The organism is Haloferula sargassicola (assembly GCF_040362925.1).
GTDB lineage: Bacteria > Verrucomicrobiota > Verrucomicrobiia > Verrucomicrobiales > Akkermansiaceae > Haloferula > Haloferula sargassicola.
Genome location: NZ_BAABRI010000011.1, coordinates 176651 through 198083 on the forward strand (window position 1 = coordinate 176651; position 21433 = coordinate 198083).

Consider the following 21433-nt stretch of genomic DNA (forward strand, 5'->3'; position numbering starts at 1 on the left):
TGTCGGTTGTGTTTTTCGAAGGGCGGATCATGGCTCGGAGCCTTCCGCCACGCGGTAGAATCCTTGGTTTCCTGCGGTGGTGACACTCACCGCGTCCGTCGCCGACGTGGCGGTGAAGGTGGATGAGGGAACCGCGGTGAAGGGGGACGCCAGGTCGGGAGAATATTGGACGTGATAAACGGAAGCCGGGGACAGGCCGACGAGAGCCATCGTCAACGTGGAGCCCGTGAGCGAAACCTCGCGGATCGCCAGCTCGGTGGAGCCTCCGGGAACCGTGACGGCGAACCATTGGTCGCCTTCGATCGCGCCGAGGTCGATGGCCGAAGTGGTGCCCAGATTCGAGGTGCCGCTGCCGGCACCGTCCCGATCGACCGGCAGGCCGCCGAGGAACTGGTTGGAGGCGAAGGTGTGGTCGGAACTGGTCACGAAGGCGAGGATCTTGATGTCGCCGCCGCCCGGCTGGCCGAGATCGGCGAGGTCGATGCTCATCTCGAAGCCCGTCACCACCGCCTGGGCCGCGGTGGCGTCCGCCGCGCCGGTGCCTCCCGCCACGCCGGCCGTGTTGTCATTCCGATAGGCCACTCCGATCGGCTGGACGGCGAGCGTGCCGGTGCCGCCGGTCACCACCGCCGACCCTTCCTGGCTGCCGCCGAAGACGTTGGTGAAGCCCACCGACTGGCCGCTCCCGAGTGCCGCGAAATCGAGGTCGAACTGGTCCGTCGAGCCATGGCCGCGGCGCGCGATCACATGGTAGTCCGGCGTGAATCCGGCATCGAAGATCATCCCATCCATCACGTTGCTGAAGTCGTTGCCAGCGGCGTTCAGCACGTTCGAAGTCACCGCGGAGGACGAGTCGATGAAGATCTCCAGCTTGTTGAAGTTGCCCTCGAGGTTTCCGGTCAGCAGCAGGAACAGCTTGCCGTCCTGAACCGTCGCGTAGGCCGCATCCAGCTCGGAATAGTTGTCGCCGAACTGGGTCTGCACCGTTTGCACCGCCAGCGCGGAGCCGTAAGCCTCCTCGCGCAGGCCGTTGCAGATCACGTGGTCCAGCGTTTCCGGAGACGAGGCCCCGTCATTGGGATCCGATCCCAATGCGATCTCTTCGCCATCCTCATAGCCGTCATCGTCACTGTCCGCATCGACAGGGGAAGTGCCGGTGTCTGTCGGCGAAACGAAGGTGCCGGTATTGGTTTCCCAGTTGTCGTTCAGCCCGTCGGAGTCCGTGTCGAGCAGGCAGGGATTGGTGGATTGGTCCAGTTCCACTCCGTCCGCCAGGGTGTCGCCGTCGGTATCTTCGGCCAGCGGATGGGTGCCATGCTGCTGCTCGAGGCCGTTGGTCAGCGTGTCTCCGTCATCGTTGGCGGTGAGGCTGGTGAGCGTCGTGAGGTCACCGGCGTAGGCCCGCTCGTAGGTATCCCGGAGGTGGTCGCCATCGCTGTCGGTCGGCTGCGCGCGGAGTCCCTCCCACGTGGTGGCCAGCACCAGATTGTCCCACACCACCGGGCTGGTGCCTCCGGAGGCGAGCCGGATCGCCGAGGGATAGAGCTTGTCCTCGGCGAGCAGCGGGAATTCCAGATCGCCATAGAACGGTTCGGCGGACCCGAGGTCCGGATCGACGAAGAACTTCGCGAACGACGAGAACTCGTCGCTGGCGACCACTCCGACCAAGGTGTAGGTCTGCCCGGGCGTCACCGGATCGCCGGCGATCGAGCCGCCGCCGCCCGTCTCCTCGACGCCGAGCTTGCCGCTGCCATCGCCCAGCAAGCCGAAGAACAGGTTCTCGGTGCCGCCGTGGTAAAAACTAAGACCGCCGTAGGTCGCTCCGCTACTGAAAGTCACGTCGACCTTGAAGTAGAAGGTCCGGGCCGCGGCCCCCTCGACCTGGCCAAAGCGGGAAATCGCCTCCCCGCCGGAGCCCGGCCCGTTGAAAGCCCGGTAGGACCCCGAGTTCTGCGTCCACAGCGTGCCGCACACGATCCGCGGATCGCCGAAGCTGTCGAACCACGCGCTGGGCGTGCCGAGGTGGCCGACGAAGGCATCGTTGAGCGTCGAGTTGTCGTAGTCGAAACCCTCGCCGCCGGTCTTTTCGTGGAAATCGCCCGGCACGTAGTCGAAGACCTCGATGCCCACCACCCCGGTGTCACCCGGCGCGGGCTTGCTCCCGGCCGCGTTCGGGTCGGTTCCCGCCGCGATCTCCGAGCCGTCGTTCACGCCGTCGCCGTCGCTGTCCGGCTGGTTCGGATCGGTGCCGGTGTCCGTGGCATCGACATAGATGCGGGTGGCCGTTTCATGATCGTCCCGCAGCGAGTCGCCATCGGTATCGGCCAGCAGCGGGTCGGTGCCGGTGTTGGCCGCGGAGACGTAGATGCCGGTGCCGGTTTCGTTGCCGTCGAAAATGTTGTCGTCATCGGTATCCGGATCCTGCGGGTCGGTCCCGCGCTGGTACTCCTGGAGATTCGGCGAACCGTCGAGGTCGGGATTCCCGTCGGCGCCCATGTCCGGATCGAGGGTGCCGTCGTCGTTCGGGTCCAGCGAGTGGCTGATCTCCCAGTCGTCCGGCAGGCCATCGTTGTCGGTGTCGTTGGTATCGGCGACGGTCGTGACGTCCGACCAGGTCGTGCCCAGGCGGAGCTCGTCGTAAGTCAGGCCGTTGGCCGCATTGAAGCGGGCGAAGCTGGTCCGGTCGAACTTCAGATCGAACCCCGAGAAACTGGCGTCCGGCGTGCCCGAAAGCGACTCGCTCGAGATGTCGGACGGATTGCGCCAGACCATCACCTGGTCGGCATCGGTCGTGGCGCTGAAGACGATCTTGACCACGAACAGGTTCACGTCGGTGTCCGGCGCCCCGAGGTCGGCCATGAAAGCGGCGTTGTTGAAAAGGCGGACCACGAAGTTGGCGTCGGAAGCACCCGCCCCGGGCTCGCCGGTGACGATCTGGAACTGGCGGTTCTCCCCATCTTCGAAGCCTCCCTGATGCAGCTCGAAGCCTCGATAGTTGTCGCTCGCGGCCGTGGAATCGAGCTGCATCAGCACGGCCAGATAGACGGTGCCCTCCGTGGCATCGCCATACGGCGTGGCCAGCAGCCGTCCACTGCGCCCGTTGCCCCCTCCCGCATAGCTCACCGAACCACCACCCACCGCCATGGCATGCGTGCCATCGGAATAGCTCAGACCGGTCGCGTTGACGTCGGGCGACTGCGCCCCGCCGTAGCCGGCGAGCCACGCTCCGGAAAAGCCGGGCCGCGCCGGATTTTGGTCGACCAGGTTGCCGATTCCGGCCGTGTAATCCGGAGGGCCACCGGTTTGGAACGGGTCATCCGCCACGGGGGAGGCATTCGATCCGGTCGCGAGTCCGAGGGCCAAAAGCACCGCTGCCGCGCCCCGATTCGCGAGACATTGCGTGAGTTTCATGGGTTTGGAAATGAAGCCGGATCCCGATCCCCCCCTGGGATGGACGGAGTGGATCCTGACAGGCAGATGCCGTCGCCCGGCGGAGGGTTTAGGGTTTCCGCAAACTTTTTTCCGCGGTTTCCCGCGCCGCCCGGGCAGCCTCGATTTCCCCGACCGGTCAGGGCTGGGGAACGCGCCGCTCGTCCCTGGCGCACAGCACGCTGACCGTGACCCGGCGCAGGGCGATGTTGCTGCGCGAGTTCACGCCCGGCCCGTCGCCGGCCGCGGAGCGATCCTTGCCCGCATCGGCCGCGGCATCGGCCTGCGAGCCGTTGGCGATGCGGATGCGGTCAAAGCTCAGCCCCGGCGAAATCCACTCCGAGGCCAGCGCGGGGCCGGTGGTGTCGGTCCCCTCGAAGAGCTGCACCAGGCCGCTGCGGTAGTCGTAGCGCAGCGTGACGGTCGATTTACCGCGAAGCAGGGGGCAGGCGTTGCGGGCTTCGTAGCCAACCGGATGGAGCGCCCAGCCGTCTTCCGGACCGCACGGGTCGCCGAGGAAAATCCGTTCCTGATCGCCGGTGTAGAGGCTCACCCCGGCCCAGCCCTGCGAGTGCCCGTCGGTGCCCGGCACCTCGGTTTCCAAGGTCAGCAGCAGCACGTGTGACAGCTCGTCGAGCGGCAGGTCCACCAGCGGCGCGAAGGCGATGTGCCGGGTGTTCCCGCTGGTATCGAGCACCCCGCCCAGGATGGTCGGCCCGCCGGCCACCACGCTCCACGGGCCCGCTCCCGTGTCCGGCTCCTTGCGGTCCAGCGCGGTGTAGTCGGGATCGTCAAAGTCATCCGAAAACACCGTGACCGCATGCGGAAAGTCCGAGGAAAAAGCCAGCGCGCGATCCCCGGTGGCCAGCGCGTCCGCCTGCCATGCGAGGCAGCGCCCCACCCCCGCGCGCTCGGCTTTTCCCCCGCGCACGCTGTATTCCACCTCGCCGCGCAGTACCTGCAGCTCCTGCGGCTCGCCCGCGTCCGCGATCAGGCCGAACTCCCCGCGCTCCGCCACCACCTTGAGATCCTTCGTTTCACAGGAAACCGGCACCCCGTGCCCGGGACCGAACCAGATGCGGCCCTCGTCGAGTTTGAAGGCCGACGCCTCCAGCCGCTCCAGACAACCGGGGCCCTCGAAATACGCTCGCTGGCCCGATGGCAGCCGGATCGCGGCCGACCCGTGATCGAGCTCGAGCCGCCCGCCGATCGCGAGCTCGCCGGCCGCGCTGCTGCCGATGATCCGACCGTGCGACTCCGGGCCCAGCACCACCGCCGCGGCCGGATCCCCGCCACGGAAAAACACCGCCGCCACCGCCAGCCCGGCCGCACAGGCGGCCAGGGCCACGACCGGCAATCGGCGACGAGGCCCGCGCCGGAGCGGCACCACCGCCGGCTCGGAGGTGGCGAATTTCTCCGCCAACAGATGGTGCGAGCGGCTGTAGCTGAGATAGAGCGTTCGCAGCGCCGGCTCCGACCGGAGCCGCGCCTCGAACTCGCCGAAGCTCCGCTCGTCGAGCGTGCCATCGAGCACCTGCTGGATGATTTCCTCGTCGGATCGGCGGCTCATGATGCGACGTGTTGAAGTTGTCGGTCCAGGCACCGGCGCAGGCCGGCGCGGATTTTGAAAAGCCGGGCTTTCAGCGTGCCGGCGCTACGGTCGAGTTCCTGGGCATACTCCTCCAGCGTCACGCTCTCGCAGTAGCGCTTCTGGACCAGCTCGCGGTCGTGGGGCTGGAGCTTCGCCAGGCACAGCTCCAGCGCGCGATAGGCCAGGTCGTGATCGAAGTCCTCCTCCGCGACCTCCTCCGCGAACAACACCGCAACGTCCTCGCTGAACACCAGCCAGTTGCCGCGCTTGAGCTTCTTGCGCTGGTCCAACACGTGGTTGCGCGCGATCGCGAAGGCCCAGGCCTTGAAGTTCGTGCCCAGCTCGAACACCTCGCGCTTCGTCCAGAGCGTGATGTTCGTCTGCTGGAGAATGTCGTTGGCTCCCGCGAATCCGGGCATCAGCGAGCGGATGTACGCCAGGATCGCCCCCTGCTGGCAGGTCAGCAGGCGCACGAACTCCTGGTCACGCTCGGCCTCGTTCATCTACCCCGAAATGGCACGTCCATCCCGAGGGTTTACGCTGATCTTTGCCTCCCGGCCACCCCCATCCGCGCCAACTTCCCGAAGTAAGCCCCTCGCCCGCGACCCGCTTCTTCCGCGTCGTCCTGCCCGCACCTTGAACGGATCGGCCGGCGGGCATCGCTTTCATCCCGGACCGATGAAGCGCGCCCGCATCACCATCCCGTGGAAAGAAGGCCTGCACCTGCGTCCCGCCGCTCTGCTGGTCAGATCCGCGCGGGCCTTCCAGTCGTCCATTTCCCTGAAGATGGGGGAAAGGATGGCGGATGCCCGCAGCATCATCGCCATCATGCTGCTCAGCGCTTCGTTCGGCACCACCGTCGAGCTTGAAGCCTCCGGCAGCGATGAGGACGCCGCCATCGAAGCCCTCACCGCCGTCTTCACGCCTGAAACCCCACCCTCCCGTCGGTCGTAGCGCGGCCATCCGGGCCATCGATGGCAAAAGTCCTTGAGCATCTGATGGCGTGAATTTCCCAAGAAGATGCGCGGGCCGCCTCGGCGCCCTTTTTCTACGCCCCATCTAGTATTTCATCTCGTAGTCCGCTCGGTAGAATCTTTTGCCATCCGTAGTGGGATCCTCGACTTGGAAATCCACGTCGCTTTCCGTTTCAAGATTGGATTGGAGCGGATGCCAGTCATTGAGGTCGTCCGACCAGCTGAGCGTGTGCAGCCGTCCCGGGATGCCAGGGAAAACCACGCTCCACCCGATCTCCCCCGCTTCCAGCCGGACCTTCGGTGCCTGGCCGGCATCGGGCAGGATCGGACTCAGGCCGAACACATATTCCTCGAGGTTGCTCAAACCATCGCCATCATAGTCGCCGGCCGCGCCGTGGATTCCGTAGGGGTTTGCCGGTTGGAGGCCGTTCTGGCTTTCCCAGGCGTCCGGCAGGCCGTCGCCATCGCTGTCCGCCAGCGGGCCGGGTGCGATTTTCACCAACACCGCGTCCGACAGCGTCTGGTCACCGCGACGATGGATCGCCCTCACGTAGTGAAGGAAGTTCTCGTCGCCATTGAACAGGTTCGGAAACGTGAACTCGACCGCGTGCTCGGCGGAGGTCGCATCATAGGAGAGCTCGTAGCTCGACTTCGGCTGGACCACCGCACCGACCGCGCTGCCGCTGGAGGTGCTGGCCACGAGGATCCGCACTTCGTCGAGAAAGTCCTCCTTGCTGATGCCGTCGGCCAGGGACTTGGTGAAGTAGATCCGCATCTTGTCGCCCGCCGCGACCACCGCGCCATCGGCCGGTTCGCCGATGTTCCAGGTGCGGCCCACGCCGGTGATGACGGTGCGGGTCAGGGTCGTGAACCAGCCGTCTTCATCGCTCAGGTTCATGTCCCGCGATGAGGAATCCTCCAGCAGCCGCACCTCGATCGTCGCCGCGCCGGACGCCGGGATGTTCTGGTATTCGAACCGCCACTCGTGCGCCGCGCCGCTGTCGCGCAGGAAGGCGCTCGGAGCTTCCAGCGTCGCCTGCGTCCACGAGCCGTTGCCCGGCCCATCGTTGGCGGCGCTGCCATCGGTGATGCGGTACCAGACCTCGGTCACGCTGGCGTCGCTGGTCACCACCCCCTCGTAGCTGTGGCCACCGAGCTGGTCGTTTTCGGCGGGATAAATGATCCGCCCGACCGGTCGACTGGAGTCATAGTAGAACGTCCGGGTGTTGGTCCGGAAAATCGACGAACCGTCGTTCCGGTTCACAAACGCCCGGGTTCTCACCACGTGGTAGCCCTCCTCGAGTCCGGTGGCCATTTCGCCGTAGTCGTTGTGCGGGTGATAGGCCACGGATTCCGCATCGAAGTCCGCCACCTCGAACAAGGTCTCGCCGCGCTCGGCGAGGTGGAAGTCCGTTTCCGAGAAGGGGAATACCGAGCCCACCACATCCGGCGTGCCCCCGATCTTGTAGCGGAGCACGGTGCCGGCCGGCAGCGCGGGAAGCGTGCCGGACCACCAGCGGGTCTGCATTTCCCCGTCCGGCGCGCCCGCCGCGGTGTCGGCCAGCTCGATCACCTGAGTTGCGGCTTTTCCGACCCCACCGCTGCCTTCGGGCCAGCTCGCGCCATCGGTGGTGTAGTAGAGAAACACGCGATCGACCTCTCCTTGGTAGCCGGCCTTGACCCACACCCTCACCGGCGTGTCCGCGGCATTTTCCGGGGCCGGGGTGAATTGCCGCGTCGAGGTCCCGAGCTGGTTGTCGGCTCCCGGGTCATGATACATCCAGCTTGCGGTCGCGGCGCCGGTGTTCGGGCCGCCGCCGTCGTTGCGGGAAACGCCGGCCGTGCCGATGGTAGCCACCCAGGTTTCCGCTCCGGGCGAGCCGATGACGTTCCGCGCGATGTCCGAAGCGGCGAACTTTTCGCGATAGCGGGCCACAAAACGCATCTGCTCGTAGCCGAGATAAGTATCCGTCGACGCCTGCTTGACAAAGTCGTTCGCCGGGTTGCCATCGCCCTGGTCGTCCTTGCGGTCATCGAAAAGCCCGGGGGCGAAGTCGCGCCTGGCGCCATCCATGGGACCGAGGCCCATCTGGGAGTTGAGGTCGATCCCGCCATCGAGCTTCATCAGCACGTTCTCCGCCGAGCCATCGGCCCGGGCGAGGAAACGGAGCTGCGAGCCATCGGTGACGCGCGGGATTTCCATCTGATAGGCGTAGTCGCCGCCGGTCTGGCCCGGCAGGCCGTAGGGATTGAAATCGGGGTCGCCGTCACGGCCGTCGCGGCGGATCACGGTCATGGTCGGAGCCCGCTCGCCGTTCTGATAGATCTCGATCGGCTCGCGGGCCGCATCGCCACCCCACACGGCGGGCATTTCCGGGCGCCGCCAAGCAAAGGCGAAGTAGCCGCCGGAGGGCACCAGCACGGTGTTGCCGCCGGTATCGCGCACGGTGCCATCGCCCTGCACGACCACATCGAAGCCACTGCCGTGCGGCGAGTAGTTGCGCAAGCGCGCGCCGGCCGGGAAGGTGGTGGTCATCGCGCCGCGGCCATGCGCTCCGCCGGTGTAGTTTCGGGCCATCATCACGAGCAGCGTCGGATCGTTCCAGCTTCCCGCGGCGGGGCCCTGCTCGCTGTCATCGTAGCGCTCGAAGGCGAGGAAATCCTGGTCGCTCCAGCGCCCGCGCTGGCCGCCACGGGCGAGATCGCGATGGACCGACAGAGCGGCGGGGATCGAACGGTCGCCGAACTGACCGAGGAAGTTCACCTCCGCCGGCTTGGGGAAATAGTCCGGAGCACCGGCCTCGTTGAAGCCATCGGTGTAAACGATCGGGATCCCTTCGCGGAGCAGCAACCAGGAGAAAGCGGCGGGCCGGTCACCCCCATAAAGATAGTTGTTGTCATGACTCATGACATAATTCATCGACACCGCCGGATTGCCGAAAACCTCGCCAAATCCCGGTGCGTCCATGCCGCTCAGGTTGGCGCCGATGCTACCCTTCACCGCGTTGAGCATGTCATCGGAGGCGATCCGCATGCCGGCCTCGAGGTAACCGTTCACCGCCGGCGGTGAGCCGAGGTGTTCACCGAAAAGCAGCGCGTCATCGCGCGGCACATTCTGGTTGAAGACGCTGTCGCGATGGTTGTTCCAGTCGCTGAAGCCGCGGGCGATGTTGAACTGCTCCTGGATGGTGCCGTTGTAGCCGGCGTTGGAGTAATCCTTTTCCGCTCCGGTCTGCTGGCCGAAGAAATAGGACGGCACGTGCTTCACGGCATCGAGTCGGAAGCCGTCGGGCTTCACGTCCTGGATGAACCAACCGATTGCGCGGAACAGCATGCTGTTCACATCTTCGGCCATCGGGTCGCCCATGTTGTAGATGCCGTCGCCGTAGCCCCATGCCAGCGTGCGGCGGCTCGGGTTGGAGCCATCCACGCCGCTGTCGGTGAAGGGTTCGCCGACCTCGCCCGCGTCGTGCTGGCCGTCGCCATCGGTGTCGGTGAAATCGAAGACGCCATTGCCCTCGCCGGCATCGTTGGTGTCGGCCACTCCATCGAGCCCGACGTCCTCGAAAGGCTCCCGATCGGCGAACGGATGCACGGGATTTCCCTGGCCGTTGGTGGCCACCGTGAGATCGAGGTCGGCATAGTAATCGGTCCGCCCCGGATGCCGCACGCCGCTCCATTTCGGGAAATCCGAGTTCTCCTGCAGTCCGTCGACATCGAAGGAGGTGTTCGGGCTTTCCTGGGCGATGTCCCAGGCGAAGGGGTTGCGGTTGAGCACCTGCCACTCGTCGTTCCAGTCCGGCCAATCGGCGAACTTCTGCCAGTTCGAGCCATTCCAGCCGACGTGCAGGTCCTCCGGCACGAAGCCCGGCACGCCCGGCAGCAGCGTGCCCGGCGGCACCGGATCGAGCGGTCCGGCGGTGTGCGCCATAACGTTGTCGAAGTAAACCCGCAGCCCGAAGCGATGCGCGGCCCGCACCAGACTCTCCAGCTCGGCCTTGGTGCCATAGAGCGTGGGCAGCGTCCCGGACTGTTCCTTGTTTCCCAGATCGAAGCGATCGAGCGTGTCGAAGCCCACCGAATAGCCGCCCGCGCCGCCCTTGAAAGGAGGTGGCAGCCAGAGGGAATCATAGCCCGCCTCGGCCAGCTCCGGCAGCCGGCGCTCGATCTCGCGCCACGGGGTGCCGAAATACTGGAGGATCACCTCCCCGGCCGAGGGGGCGGCCGCGAGCAGGAGAAGCAGCAGGGCTTTCGGGATGAACGACATGGGTTTCCCTGCAAACGTCCCGCATCGTGGTCGGGTTTACCACGCATTTCCCCGGCGACGCCTCAGCAACGCAATGCCCTCTGCCCCGCAGGAACTCCGGCCCCTTCGTCGTGGGGGAAAGCGAACGGGCCGGAGTCGCCTGTCGGCGGAACCATGAGGATGGACAAAGGGGGAAGTTCATGTCCATCCGCAGGTCAGCATCCTGACCCGAATTCCTTTCCCCTCCCATCACGGGAACGCGCACCCGCAATCGAAGGGGGGAAAAAACGCCCAATGATCTTCCGCGATCACGTGGGGCTCCTTTCCCCGCAGTGCGCTAGACCTGTTCATGGAAAGGGCGTGCCCGTTCCGATGTTTCAGAAGCCGACCAAGCGATCGAGCAATGCTCCGGATCTGGGGGGATCCGGTCCTTTGCGAGCTTAGGTCGATGCACTGAGGGGCGCGGTGAACAGGGGGTTCACCGCGCCTCTTTTGTTTTCCTGGGAAGGCGTTGCCATCCGGCCTGCGCGGCGCTCAGCTCGCGCCCGAAGTCACCATGCTCGTCCGCTACGTGCTGACGGCTTCGTGTTGCCCCTGACAAGGGCCCATGGTCGCCGGGGCCTCGCCCCTCTTCCATCAATTTGATGGTGCTGCCGTTTTCTCAACCCACCGTCCAACCCCCGCAATCCAGCGTTAGCAACATCACCACCCCGAGAGGCATGGTTCCGCCGCCTGCCCATATCCGGCCGGCCACGAACTACTATGAAACTCGCATTTATCCTTGCAGGCCTCACCGCCGTCTCGCACGCCGCCATTCTTCTGGAAACGATCGACCTCCAAAGTTCCAGCCAGACGACCACCGTCTGGACCGACCTCTCCAGTGCCAACGCCACCCTCGTCCCAGATTCGGGCAGCGGCAGCATGAGCGTGGCCGGGGGATTCTCCGCCAGCACCGGCCTCTACAGCTTTGCCGGCGACTACTCCGCCACCATCGCGCAAACCGTAGGCTTCGACATCGCTTCGGTGGTCCTGCAGGTGGAACTCTCCCCTAACGGCGCGTTTCCTTACGACGGTGGCCCTCTGCTGACCCTCACCACCTCCCTCGGCACCGAGCAGCTCGCCGCCAGCCTCTACGCCGCCGGCGACTCCGAGCTGCGCTCCGGCACCATGGGTCCGACGACCTACACCGCCTATGCGTGGCAGTGGGACCTTTCCAGCTACGGGGATACCATCACTTCCGTCTCCCTCGAGACCCCCTTCGCCGTTCACAGCTCGGTCACCGCCGCCCGCATTGATGTCGGCGATTCGTTTGCTCCGGTCGTCGTGCCGGAACCTTCCACAGCCCTGCTTTCGTTGGTCGGAATGGGCTTCATTCTGCGTCGCCGTCGCTGAGCGCAAGCCACCGCTCACCATTCGCAATCGACCACTAGCCTGCCGGGCACCCGGCCCGGCAGGCTCCGCACCCACATGAAGCTCCACTCCCTCGCCTTCCTCACCCTCACGTTTCCTGTTTTCGCCGCCTCTCCGCCCGCAGCCGATCGCGAGGCCATCCTCGCCATGGCCGGCACCCACACCGTGCATTTCCATTTTCAAGAACACACGCCGGTCGCCGAAGACTACCAACTCGCTCCAAAGGCCTATGACGAGGAGGCCACCGAAGTCATCGAGATCGTCGAGGACACCCCGACCCGCATCGCACTCCAGCATTTGCTGGTGGTGAAGGGCAAGGACGACGCACCCATGGTGATCAAGCACTGGGCGCAGATCTGGACCTGGGAGGACACGCGGCTCATCGACTACTGCGGCGAGGATCAGATCCACGATTGGGCGATCGTCGAACTCACCCCGGAGCAAGCGGCCGGCACCTGGACCCAGCTCGTGACGCAGGTCGATGACACTCCTCGCTACGAGGGTTATGGTAAATGGATCCACTCGCGCGGCGAAAGCTCGTGGAAAAGCAACGCGACACGCCGCCCCTTGCCGCGCCGCGAATACACCACGCGCGACGACTACGACTACCTGATCGTCACCAACCGCCATACCCTCACCCACGACGGCTGGGTCCACTATCAGGACAATCGCAAGATCGTGGACCGCGGCGACGCGCCGGCGCAGGTCCTCTGCTTCGAGACCGGCATCAACACCTATACGCGCACCGAGAGTCCGCTCACCGAGGTCGCCAAAAGCTGGTGGCAGCAACACGGCGACTTCTGGGACGGGGTGCGAGAGTTCTGGAGCGAAGCCCAGGACGCCGCTCCCGCCAGCTTCTCCTACACCACCTCGAAGGACGGCAAGTCGCTGAGCAAGGTGCTCGACCGCCTTCAGGAGGAAAACGCGAGCGCTGAAACCGTCGCCGCCGAACTCAGCCCGTTCGTCATCGCCAAGTGACTCCCCTCTCCAACTCGAAAAAACACATGCACTTCTCTCTCGACGCCCTCCAGCTTTCGCAGGGCGTGGTTCCGGCGCCGTCCAGGGCCCTGCTCGGCGGCCCCGGCCTCCTCGGCAGCCTCCGTCGTCTCCGCTGACCACCGTCAACCCACCCGTCACCCGTCACCGCCGCGATTCTTCTTCGGCGGCGACGTCGCCTCCGGATTTCCCACCCTTTCCATGCGACCCCATCCCGGCTCCGCCCTCGCCGCGCACGTTCCACGCATCGCGTCTCTGGTGTGGCTTTTCGCGCATCCCGCCGGAGCGGAGGAAATCGATGACTCCAGCCGGCTTGCCAACCACGACTTCGCCGGCGAGCTCGACGAGTTGGTCGTCACCGTCGGATCGCGTAACGAACGCTCCTGGATTGACTCGCCCGGTTCGGTCCTCAGTGCCACTGCCGAGGACCTGGTCCGCGCGGGAACCTTCGATCTTGCCGGCTTCGCCAAATACGATCCCTCCATCAGCCTGCCCTTCGATTTCACCAGCGGCGATGGAGCCTTCGCCTACGGACAGAGCGGCTACGGATCGATCAACATCCGCGGCATCGAAGGCAACCGCATCGCCATCGAGCTGGACGGCATCCGCCAGCCGCCGCAGTACGTCTCCACCTCCTTCGACATGGGCGACTCCGGCGGCGCGGGCGGCGTCGGCCGCGATTACTTCGATCCCTCCATGTTCGAGATGGTCGAGGTCCTCAAGGGCGGCGCCAGCGCCCTCTACGGCAGCGACGCGCTCGGGGGCGTGGTCTCTTTCCGCACTCCGGATCCCGATTCCTTTCTCCACGGGGGAAACGCCGGCGGCCTACTACGCACGCAGTATTTCTCGGCCAACCAGAGCTTCGCCGCCCAGGCTGGAGGCGCGCTGAGACAGGGCGACACCGCGGTCATGCTCCTCTACGCCGGGCGCTGGGGCGAGGAAACGGAAAACAACGGTAATCTGCCGCCCAACCCGTCCGACTTCCGGTCCCTCGCCGCGCTGTTCAAGGCCGAGCACCGCCTCAATGACCACCTGTTCCGCCTCGCCGTCGAGCTCTTCGAGCGCGAGACCTTCATCGATGCCCGCAGTGCCGTCACTTCGGCCTTTCCCGTCTTCACCGATTACGTCCTCAACAAGCAATCCCTCGACCGTCAACGGGTCAGCCTGCGCTGGAATTTCGAGCCGGGCATGGCCCGGCTCGACAGCCTCGACACCCACCTCTACTGGCAGCACGCCGGATCACGCAGCGACAACGACGCCGCCTCCCTGCCCCTTCTCGCTCAAGGCGTTCCCGTCCCCGGCACGGAGCGCACGCGCCGGCAACGGATCACCTTCGATACCGACATCCTCGGCCTCTCCTCCATCGCCCGCCATCGCTTCACCGGACCTTGGGAGAGCCGGCATTTCCTCACCAGTGGTCTCGAACTTTCGCGCGAGACCTCTGAAAACACCTTCGTCCGCTTCGACAATGGCGTCAGCCGGAACCGGACCGCCTTCGCCCCCACCGAGACGCTGCGCGCCGGAGTCTTCGTGCAGGACGAGATCGAGCTGAACGACCGCTGGACGCTCAGCCCGGGCCTGCGCTTCGACTACCAATCGATCGCGCCCGACCCGAACGCCGCCTACCTCGAGCGCCTGGCGGAACTCGGTGGCGGACGCTTCAGCCAACAGCGGCCGACCGATTTCGAGAATCTCGCGATCTCCCCGCGGTTGACCGTTTCCTGGAAACCCAGCGATCCCCTTCTCGCTTACTTCGCCTATGCCCACGGCGTGCGAAATCCCTCGGCGGAAGAGCTCTCGATGGTCTTCGACCACCCGCCATCCGGCGGCAGTCCGACCGGCAGCATCACGATCCCGAATCCGGACCTCGAGGAGGAAACCAGCGATGCCTTCGAGCTGGGCCTCAAATCCGAGGGCCCGGCCGGCCGCGCGCAGGCCACCGCCCACTACACCCACTATCGGGATTTCATCGAAAACGGAGTCATCACCGGCACCGCGGCCGACGGACGATCGCTCGTCACCACCGAGAACCGCGGCGAGGCGGAAATCTACGGCGTCGAGCTCTCCGGCATCCTCGAAGCCGGCCATTTCCACCCCGCTGCCGAAGGCTGGCAGCTCGGTCTTTCCGCCGCCTGGACCCGCGGCACGAACCTGACCGACGACCAGCCTCTCAACTCGATCGAGCCGATGCAGGCAATCGGCTTCCTCAGCTACGAGAACTCCAGTAGCACCTTCGGAGCGCGCCTCACCGGCACCTGGACGGCATCGGTGGACCGTATCGATCCCACCACCAACCAGGGCAACTATTTCCGCCCGCCGTCGTGGTTCACCCTCGACCTCGCTGCCTGGTGGCAACCCACCGAGAACCTCCAGGTCCACCTCGGCCTCAACAACCTCCTCGACGAGAAATACTGGGCCTGGAGCAGCGTCCGCCGTGGCAACGGGCACCTCGGCGGAACCGCCACCGATGACCGCAGCACCGCGCCCGGCCGCAATTTCAGCCTCACCGTCACCAAAACCTTCTGAGCCCATGAAAACCCCCGCCCTCATCCTGCTCACCGCCTCCCTCCACGCGCAGACGCTCACTCCGCTACGGGACAGTGACGTTTATGCGTATCTCGACCAGCCCACCAGTTCCACCTTCAGCCTCGGCGTGAGTGCCAGTGGACCGGGGGCGCCGCACTCGCAGCACTCCGTGGTGCAGTTCGACCTTTCCGGCATCGCCCTCGCTGCCGATCAGCTCGGCTCCGCCACTCTGAGGCTTTTCGTCCTCGCGCCCGATTCAGCCTTCGGGGACCTCGGCGCGGGAGATGTCGAGGTTTTCCGCCAGGGCGCGGCCTGGACGGTGGACACGCTCCGCTGGAATTCGCTCCAGCCCGAGGCCTATCAAGGGGCTTTCCCTATCACCACCGACTCGATCGACAGTTGGGTGGAATTCGACCTCACCCCGCTGGTCCGCGAGTGGCTTTCCGGCGCCCAGCCGAACTACGGCATCCTCCTCCGCCCCGCCACCGAGGATCCCGCTGAACTCAACGTCACCTTCGCCTCCATGGAGTTTCCCGGTTTCTCTCCGCAACTCGTCCTGACGGAAAGGAAGCAGGAACCCACGCTGTCTATCTCTCAGGAAAACGGCGAAATGGTCCTTCGCTGGCCCGCCGACACCACCTGGACCTTGGAGCAATCCACGGAGTTCAGAGCGTGGTCCTCCGTCACCGCCGCCCCGACGATCATTGATGGCGTGGCATCCCACACCGTCATGCCCGGACCCACCCCCACCTTCTTCCGCCTCAATTCCGATCCGGAATAACAGGTCATGAAATCGGCATCGTCGCTCAAGGCAGCAAGATCAGTGCAATCCAACGCTAGCCTTCCGCAAGCGACCGCTAGCTTGCAGAACCCGGACGGAAGATCATCCGGCCTGCCATGAAACTTATGCGGGCCCTTCCGCTTCTCGCCGCCTCATTTTGCCTCATTTCCTGCGATCCGCCGGCCTCCGAATCCGCCGCGGCTCGGGAAAACACCTCCGCTCCCCACCGTAGCGCCGTGCTGATCGTCAGCCACGGTTCCCACTCCGCCAGTTGGCGTGAGATGCTGCTGGATGTGGAAAACTCCGTGCGGGATGAGCTCCTCGCCGATCCCGCCATCGATGAGGTGCGCTCGGCCTTCATGGAATACACCGAGCCTTCCATCGCCACCCGCCTCCGGGAGTTCGACGAGGAAGGTTTCACCGACGTCATCCTCATCCCCATGCTGCTCACCGTCAGCGGCCACTCCTTCGATGACATCCCGGTCATCGCCGGCCAGCGCGAGGACGCCGCCACCCTCGCCCGTCTCAAGCTTGAAGGCACCGAGGTCTATCGTCCGCACGCCCGCGTCACCCTCACGCCGCTGCTCGATTTCCCCGATGTTTTGCGGAAAAACGTGGCCCGCCGGGCCGCCGCCATGAGCAAGGACCCCTCGCAGGAAGGCCTGGTGCTCGTCGCCTACGGCAGTGAACCTTACAACGAAGAGTGGACCACACTGATCGAGGAGATCGGCCGCAGCACCTGCGACGAACTCGGTTTCCCCGACTCCTCCCATGCCTGGTGTGGACACATCGCCCGATACCGCACCGAGCCCACCACCGAGGCCATTCTCACCATCCTCGCCAGGCACCCGCGCGCGCTCGTGATCCCTGTCCTCGTCGCCGTCGATGAGAATTTCCAAGGCCGCATCATTGGCGGCGGCATCAAGGAAACCGGTCAGGCCGAACGCGTCGCCTACCTTCACGACGCCATCCTGCCGGACGAAAACATCAACCGCTGGGTCATCGAATCCAGCCTCGACCACGCCGCGCGCATCGCCACCCCATGAGACGCGGCTTCCGCTACTGGCTGCTCACCATCCATCGCGATTGCGGCTACTTCTTCGCCGGCATGGTGATCGTTTTCGCCCTCTCGGGCGTCGCCCTCAATCACCGCGACGATTGGAACCCCAGCTTCATGGTCGAACGCCGTGAAATACAGGCCGATCTTCCCCAGGACCGTTCGGAGCTGGATCGCGAACTCCTCCAGGCCGTCCTCGCCGAGGCCGGAATCGACGACCGCTACCGCACCCACGATTTTCCCTCCGCGGCGAAACTGAAGGTTTTCACCGAGGCCGGTTCGGCACTCATCAACCTCCGCACCGGCGAAGGTGAATACGAAGCCCTGCGGCGCCGCCCCGTCTTCTATCAGGTCAACTTTCTCCACCTCAATCCCCGCGGCTGGTGGAAGTACTACTCCGACCTGTTTTCCCTCGCGCTCATCGCCGTCACCCTCAGCGGCCTGTTCCTCGCCCGCGGCCGCTTCGGCTTCCGCTGGCGCGGTGCCATCCTTGGCCTTCTCGGACTCGTTGCTCCTTTGGTTTTCCTTGGAATGGGCTGACTTACCGCCGCGCCCATTCCCCCGGCGACTTTCCGGTTTCCTCCCGGAAGGCCTTTGCGAAATGGCTGAGGCTCTGATAGCCGACATCCAGCGCCACCTCCGTTACCCGCGTGCCGCTCACGCTGAGCAGTTCGCAGGCGTGAGCGACCCGAATCCGTCGCAAATGCTCGCGCAGGGTCCGGCCGGTTCGCTGTTTCACCATCCGGCTCAGGTGAGTGGGCGAGACTCCGCATTCCCGACCCAGCGTTTTGAGATCCATTGGCTCCGCCAGTCGTTCCTCCATCACCGCCAACGCCCGCTTCACCGGATCGGTGCGGCTGCGGATGGCATGACAAAAGCCTGCGCCGGCGTCCGATCGACCGGTTCGGAAAAGCCGCACCGCCGCCCATTCAAGGACCCGCGCTTCAACTCGCAGCGATGCTCCCGGCTCGCTCCCGGTCATCCACTGAAGCCCCTCCATCAACTCCTTCTCAGGCCCGCTCATCAGTCCGGCGAATGCCAGCTTTCCACCCCCCGTCAGCCACTGGGAAAACCGCGGATGCACATGTTGGCTGGTTCCTCCCAGCCTGCGGGCGATCCATGATCGCGAAATCACCAGCACCTCAGCCTGGTGATCACCCGGCAACCGCGTCCAGCGCCACTTCTCCTCGGTGTCTTCACCGAAGATCGCATACATCCCGGGCCGCAGATACATCCGGTCCTCCGCGCCCCAGATGACCCCCTCGCCTCCGCCATTCAGCCAAAGCCAGATCTCTCCTGACACCCGCGTCTGCCATGTGCTTCCCGCATGAACCGATCGACCACCAAGCCGCCAGCACGACACCCCGCTAAGATCGATCCAGCGCTTCAGTTCCACACCGCCATTCATGTCACCAGCCGGAACCCCGGGCAAAGCTTTATTGCGACCCGGTCTCATCTGTGACCCGGCGCCGATCTCGTCGGCGCCGAACCAAGGTTCCAACTTCGTCTGGAAAGCGGTTCCCCGAGCAAACTCGCTACCGCCGGGTGAGATAAAGCTGACGGCTACCATCCGGCAGGGTGATGATCACCGGACCGGCATCGGACAGGAGTTCCAGCACAGCAGCATTAAAAGAAGGGGTTTCATAGGGATCGAATTCTAAGAGGGACACGCACCACCTCCTCGGATCCCCCGCCCAAAAGACACTCCCTCTGCTTTTCTCAGTCGCTCATTCGTTTCCAGCGCTTGATGCCCGACCAAATCAGCCCCCCTCCCAGATAAGCCAGTCCACACCACCCAAGAACGGGGACGTGAAGTTCGATCCTCATCAAGGCCGCCGCCGACGCTCCCATGGTAAAGGAGAGGGCCAAGGCGAGCGGCGTGGTGATTTTCCAGAGATCCACACTGCGCCCACGCAGCTTCATCCCGATCATCTGTCCCAAATCGGTCAGCAGCCCGGTGAGGTGGGTCGTTCGAAGGACAACCCCACGGTAATGGGTAGCGAGAGCGTTTTGAAACCCACATCCACCCGCAGCGAGAAAACAGGCCACCGTCTGGGAGCGTCCCATGACCGCCTGGGCAAGCAGGAAGGCACAGCCAATGCCTTGAATGGAACGTCCATAGGGCCTTGAGACATCGATCCGTGGATGGTGGATGAAAAATCCTGACGCCGCTGCCCCGCCCACAAAACCGGATATCGTGACAAGCAGAAGGGTGACAGAGGTCGACCAATGAAGGCCGTTCCGATTCGCCTCAATCGTAACTTTGGAAAAATCCCCCGTCAGGTGACTCACCGACACGCCGAGGCGAATCATGAAGTCGGTATTCACCGCTGCCGCGAGAGCAGACAAAAAACAGCCCCCCAGAAGAATTCTGCGGGGTGACAAGGGCGTGTCGGGGTGCTCCACAGCCAAGATTATTTCAATCGGGCGGGCCACGGTCAACGCCACCCATCCGCATGCCCATTTTCCAAGGGCTGCCGAACCTCGAGGCCCGACGGCGTACCTACCCTCGTTGCCTTCGCCCGGACCGTTCGGACATTGAGGAGCCCTAGGCCGGCTCGCCCTCGCCGGGAGCAGACATGTGCTTCGCAATGTAAGCGGGTTCACCCATCCTCTTGAGCAGGTCAAGCTGCAGTTCCAGCCAACCCATGTGGCCTTCCTCATCGAGAACTATGCTATCGAAGAGCGTGCGGGAACCAATGTCTCCGTCTTCAGCTGCCTGGAGGGAGGCTGCGGTGTAAAACGTGATCGCCTCCTTCTCGTCCTTAAGATCCGCTTCGAACATCTGCGCCAGCGATTCAGCGAGCACCGGCGCTTTTTCCAACATGAGATGGGGTTCTCCTTTCAGGAATAGGATTCGTTGGATGTAGGAATCGGAGTGTCCAAGTTCCTCAGCCATTTCGTGACGCATCTTCGTTGCCAATCGGTCCAGCCCCCAATCCGACAGGACACTCGCATGCAGCTGATACTGATGGGCGGCTGTCAATTCCATGGCAAGGGCCGTCTGAAGATTCTTGAGTGTCGCTTCCCGGTTCATCTCATCTACCATTCTTATTTCCCGTTCACTAAGTTCCTCATCGAGGACCAACTTACGTTTGCGGAAATTTGGGGAGACCTGGTTCTTGAAGCGACCATGAGGTGTGACAGCTACGTGAATCCCCTATGCCTCGCCAGCAGTGGCAGAGAGAAAATCACTGGGTGAGCCCGCGGGCCCAGCCCTCGACGTTCTGGGAGTGGTGGATCATGCGGGTGATGGAGGCGACCACCTCGTCGTTGCCGGCCTCGGGGAGGTCGTCGGCGATCGTCTGCAGCCGCTTGGCGTAGGCGTCGCGGATTCTTTTCAGCTCCTGGACGTTCCCGGCGTCGATCTTGGCCTGCTTTTCGAAGTAGAAGGCGCAGTTCTTCTTCATGTCCGCGGACAGGAGGATCTCCTTGTTTTCGGTCAGCGCGGCGGGCGACGGGATGCGACCGTCCTCGGCATCCTGCAGTTTCGCGACGAGGGCGGTGTTGTGCGCCTCCCAGCGGTTGCGATCGTTGACGTTGAGGCCGCGCAGCCAGACGTTGAGGTCCCAGACCAGCTTGTCGCGGTTGGCGATGAGGTCCTTGCGGTGATCCGCCTCGGCCTTGGTGACCAGCTCGACGGCCTTGCCGCGGAGTTCGGACACCGCGGCGTTGCCCAAGGCGGCTTCGCCCTCGTCGCTGACCGCCGGGGCTCCGCCGTCGAGGCTCCATTCGATCATGAAACCATCAGCGGTCTGGCTCGGCGAGGTATCCTGCCAGCCCTTGCCCGGCACGAAGACCATGGCGGAGCGGCCGAGATCGTCGGGCAGGGCACCTTCGGCCCAGGCGGTGGCGTCCCAGGTTTCCCCGGTGGTCCAGATCCAGGTCGATCCCTTTTTTTCCGCGCCGAGCCAGACGCCTTCGGGCGCCACGAGGCTGCGGTAGCTTTCCTCCATCCAGAGCTGCTCGTCGCGGGTGGCGGGGGCGGCGAGGGTGCCGCCGGCGAGCTTGGCCAAGCCCATGGCTTCCTCGCGCCCGACCGGCCGCATGATGGCGCAGAAGTGGCGGACATCCTGCGCGCGCGTGCCCGGCGGAAATACCGGCTTCGGCGAGAAGACGGTGTCGGCGGCGCGTTGCAGCATGGCCTCCAGGGAGCCGGGGTTCGAGGAATCCCGGCGCCACTGGATGAGGAAGGGCAGCTCGGTGTCGCGCGACTTGGCGCGGGCGATGCCGAGGGCATCGAGGGTGGCGAAATCGCCGGCGCCGGAGGGGTCGCGGTTCAGCGGCCACGGCGTACCATCGACCTGCACCCAGCTTTTGCCATCGATCCGCCCCGCCCCGAGCCAGACGGTGGTTTCCTCGGGCACGAATTTGGTGAGCCAGGTGAAGCCGACCTGGTCCTCGACGGTGGCGAGGTGAGCCC

The 21433-nt window shown here is 64.8% G+C and carries 16 protein-coding genes; 8 read left to right on the forward strand and 8 right to left on the reverse strand.

From position 1 onward, the window contains the following. Positions 1-27: 27 nt before the first annotated feature. The 3 genes from ABXH26_RS11395 to ABXH26_RS11405 all read right to left on the reverse strand — a co-directional run bounded on the left by ABXH26_RS11395 (position 28) and on the right by ABXH26_RS11405 (position 5523). On the reverse strand, positions 28-3411 hold the full coding sequence (locus tag ABXH26_RS11395) for a hypothetical protein (RefSeq protein ID WP_353567196.1): 3384 nt from the start codon (positions 3409-3411) through the stop codon (positions 28-30). 157 nt (positions 3412-3568) lie between these two features. After that, positions 3569-4999, reverse strand: a complete 1431-nt coding sequence (locus tag ABXH26_RS11400; RefSeq protein WP_353567197.1) for an anti-sigma factor family protein — start codon at positions 4997-4999, stop codon at positions 3569-3571. Then, entirely contained in the window at positions 4996-5523 is a 528-nt protein-coding gene (locus tag ABXH26_RS11405) for a sigma-70 family RNA polymerase sigma factor (protein WP_353567198.1), read from the reverse strand. Before ABXH26_RS11405 ends, ABXH26_RS11400 begins: the two co-directional genes overlap by 4 nt. 175 nt (positions 5524-5698) lie before the next feature. Between ABXH26_RS11405 and ABXH26_RS11410 the strand changes: the two genes are divergently transcribed. Then, positions 5699-5974, forward strand: coding sequence for an HPr family phosphocarrier protein (locus tag ABXH26_RS11410; protein ID WP_353567199.1), 276 nt, complete (start codon positions 5699-5701; stop codon positions 5972-5974). A 105-nt stretch (positions 5975-6079) separates the two neighbouring features. On the opposite strand, the gene ABXH26_RS11415 is transcribed toward ABXH26_RS11410, so the two are convergent. After that, entirely contained in the window at positions 6080-10261 is a 4182-nt protein-coding gene (locus ABXH26_RS11415; protein WP_353567200.1) for an alpha-amylase family protein, read from the reverse strand. A 741-nt stretch (positions 10262-11002) separates the two neighbouring features. Here ABXH26_RS11415 and ABXH26_RS11420 point away from each other — a divergent pair. From ABXH26_RS11420 to ABXH26_RS11450, 7 genes are all read left to right on the forward strand, one after another. Next, positions 11003-11632, forward strand: a complete 630-nt coding sequence (locus ABXH26_RS11420) for a PEP-CTERM sorting domain-containing protein (protein WP_353567201.1) — start codon at positions 11003-11005, stop codon at positions 11630-11632. A gap of 75 nt (positions 11633-11707) precedes the next feature. Next, a complete protein-coding gene (locus ABXH26_RS11425) occupies positions 11708-12628 on the forward strand; it encodes a DUF6607 family protein (protein ID WP_353567202.1) in 921 nt (306 codons plus the stop codon). Next, a complete protein-coding gene (locus ABXH26_RS11430) occupies positions 12625-12765 on the forward strand; it encodes a hypothetical protein (RefSeq protein WP_353567203.1) in 141 nt (46 codons plus the stop codon). The genes ABXH26_RS11425 and ABXH26_RS11430 overlap by 4 nt, the downstream gene beginning before the upstream one ends. A gap of 82 nt (positions 12766-12847) precedes the next feature. Continuing rightward, complete coding sequence (locus ABXH26_RS11435; protein ID WP_353567204.1) at positions 12848-15172, forward strand: TonB-dependent hemoglobin/transferrin/lactoferrin family receptor; 2325 nt, start codon at positions 12848-12850, stop codon at positions 15170-15172. Positions 15173-15176: 4 nt separating this feature from the next. Next, positions 15177-15953: a DNRLRE domain-containing protein gene (locus ABXH26_RS11440; RefSeq protein WP_353567205.1), complete on the forward strand. Its 777-nt coding sequence runs from the start codon at positions 15177-15179 to the stop codon at positions 15951-15953. A 116-nt stretch (positions 15954-16069) separates the two neighbouring features. Next, positions 16070-16999, forward strand: a complete 930-nt coding sequence (locus tag ABXH26_RS11445) for a sirohydrochlorin chelatase (RefSeq protein WP_353567206.1) — start codon at positions 16070-16072, stop codon at positions 16997-16999. Further along, positions 16996-17550: a PepSY-associated TM helix domain-containing protein gene (locus ABXH26_RS11450; RefSeq protein WP_353567207.1), complete on the forward strand. Its 555-nt coding sequence runs from the start codon at positions 16996-16998 to the stop codon at positions 17548-17550. The genes ABXH26_RS11445 and ABXH26_RS11450 overlap by 4 nt, the downstream gene beginning before the upstream one ends. Position 17551: 1 nt before the next feature. On the opposite strand, the gene ABXH26_RS11455 is transcribed toward ABXH26_RS11450, so the two are convergent. The 4 genes from ABXH26_RS11455 to ABXH26_RS11470 all read right to left on the reverse strand — a co-directional run. Further along, positions 17552-18580, reverse strand: coding sequence for a helix-turn-helix domain-containing protein (locus tag ABXH26_RS11455; protein ID WP_353567208.1), 1029 nt, complete (start codon positions 18578-18580; stop codon positions 17552-17554). A 149-nt stretch (positions 18581-18729) separates the two neighbouring features. Continuing rightward, positions 18730-19458 carry a YoaK family protein gene (locus ABXH26_RS11460; protein WP_353567209.1) on the reverse strand — a complete coding sequence of 243 codons (729 nt, stop codon included), beginning with the start codon at positions 19456-19458 and terminating at the stop codon, positions 18730-18732. Between the two features lie 100 nt (positions 19459-19558). After that, positions 19559-20047 carry a bacterioferritin gene (locus ABXH26_RS11465; RefSeq protein ID WP_353567211.1) on the reverse strand — a complete coding sequence of 163 codons (489 nt, stop codon included), beginning with the start codon at positions 20045-20047 and terminating at the stop codon, positions 19559-19561. 154 nt (positions 20048-20201) lie between these two features. Then, positions 20202-21433 (reverse strand): C-type lectin-like domain-containing protein (locus tag ABXH26_RS11470; RefSeq protein WP_353567210.1); only part of this gene is annotated, 1232 nt, incomplete at its 5' end.

Coding starts and splice junctions, on each gene's coding strand:
- ABXH26_RS11395 (WP_353567196.1), bottom strand. CDS start 3,411: ATGAAACTCACGCAATGTCTCGCGAATCGGGGCGCGGCAGCGGTGCTT.
- ABXH26_RS11400 (WP_353567197.1), bottom strand. CDS start 4,999: ATGAGCCGCCGATCCGACGAGGAAATCATCCAGCAGGTGCTCGATGGC.
- ABXH26_RS11405 (WP_353567198.1), bottom strand. CDS start 5,523: ATGAACGAGGCCGAGCGTGACCAGGAGTTCGTGCGCCTGCTGACCTGC.
- ABXH26_RS11410 (WP_353567199.1), top strand. CDS start 5,699: ATGAAGCGCGCCCGCATCACCATCCCGTGGAAAGAAGGCCTGCACCTG.
- ABXH26_RS11415 (WP_353567200.1), bottom strand. CDS start 10,261: ATGTCGTTCATCCCGAAAGCCCTGCTGCTTCTCCTGCTCGCGGCCGCC.
- ABXH26_RS11420 (WP_353567201.1), top strand. CDS start 11,003: ATGAAACTCGCATTTATCCTTGCAGGCCTCACCGCCGTCTCGCACGCC.
- ABXH26_RS11425 (WP_353567202.1), top strand. CDS start 11,708: ATGAAGCTCCACTCCCTCGCCTTCCTCACCCTCACGTTTCCTGTTTTC.
- ABXH26_RS11435 (WP_353567204.1), top strand. CDS start 12,848: ATGCGACCCCATCCCGGCTCCGCCCTCGCCGCGCACGTTCCACGCATC.
- ABXH26_RS11440 (WP_353567205.1), top strand. CDS start 15,177: ATGAAAACCCCCGCCCTCATCCTGCTCACCGCCTCCCTCCACGCGCAG.
- ABXH26_RS11445 (WP_353567206.1), top strand. CDS start 16,070: ATGAAACTTATGCGGGCCCTTCCGCTTCTCGCCGCCTCATTTTGCCTC.
- ABXH26_RS11450 (WP_353567207.1), top strand. CDS start 16,996: ATGAGACGCGGCTTCCGCTACTGGCTGCTCACCATCCATCGCGATTGC.
- ABXH26_RS11455 (WP_353567208.1), bottom strand. CDS start 18,580: ATGGTAGCCGTCAGCTTTATCTCACCCGGCGGTAGCGAGTTTGCTCGG.
- ABXH26_RS11465 (WP_353567211.1), bottom strand. CDS start 20,047: ATGAACCGGGAAGCGACACTCAAGAATCTTCAGACGGCCCTTGCCATG.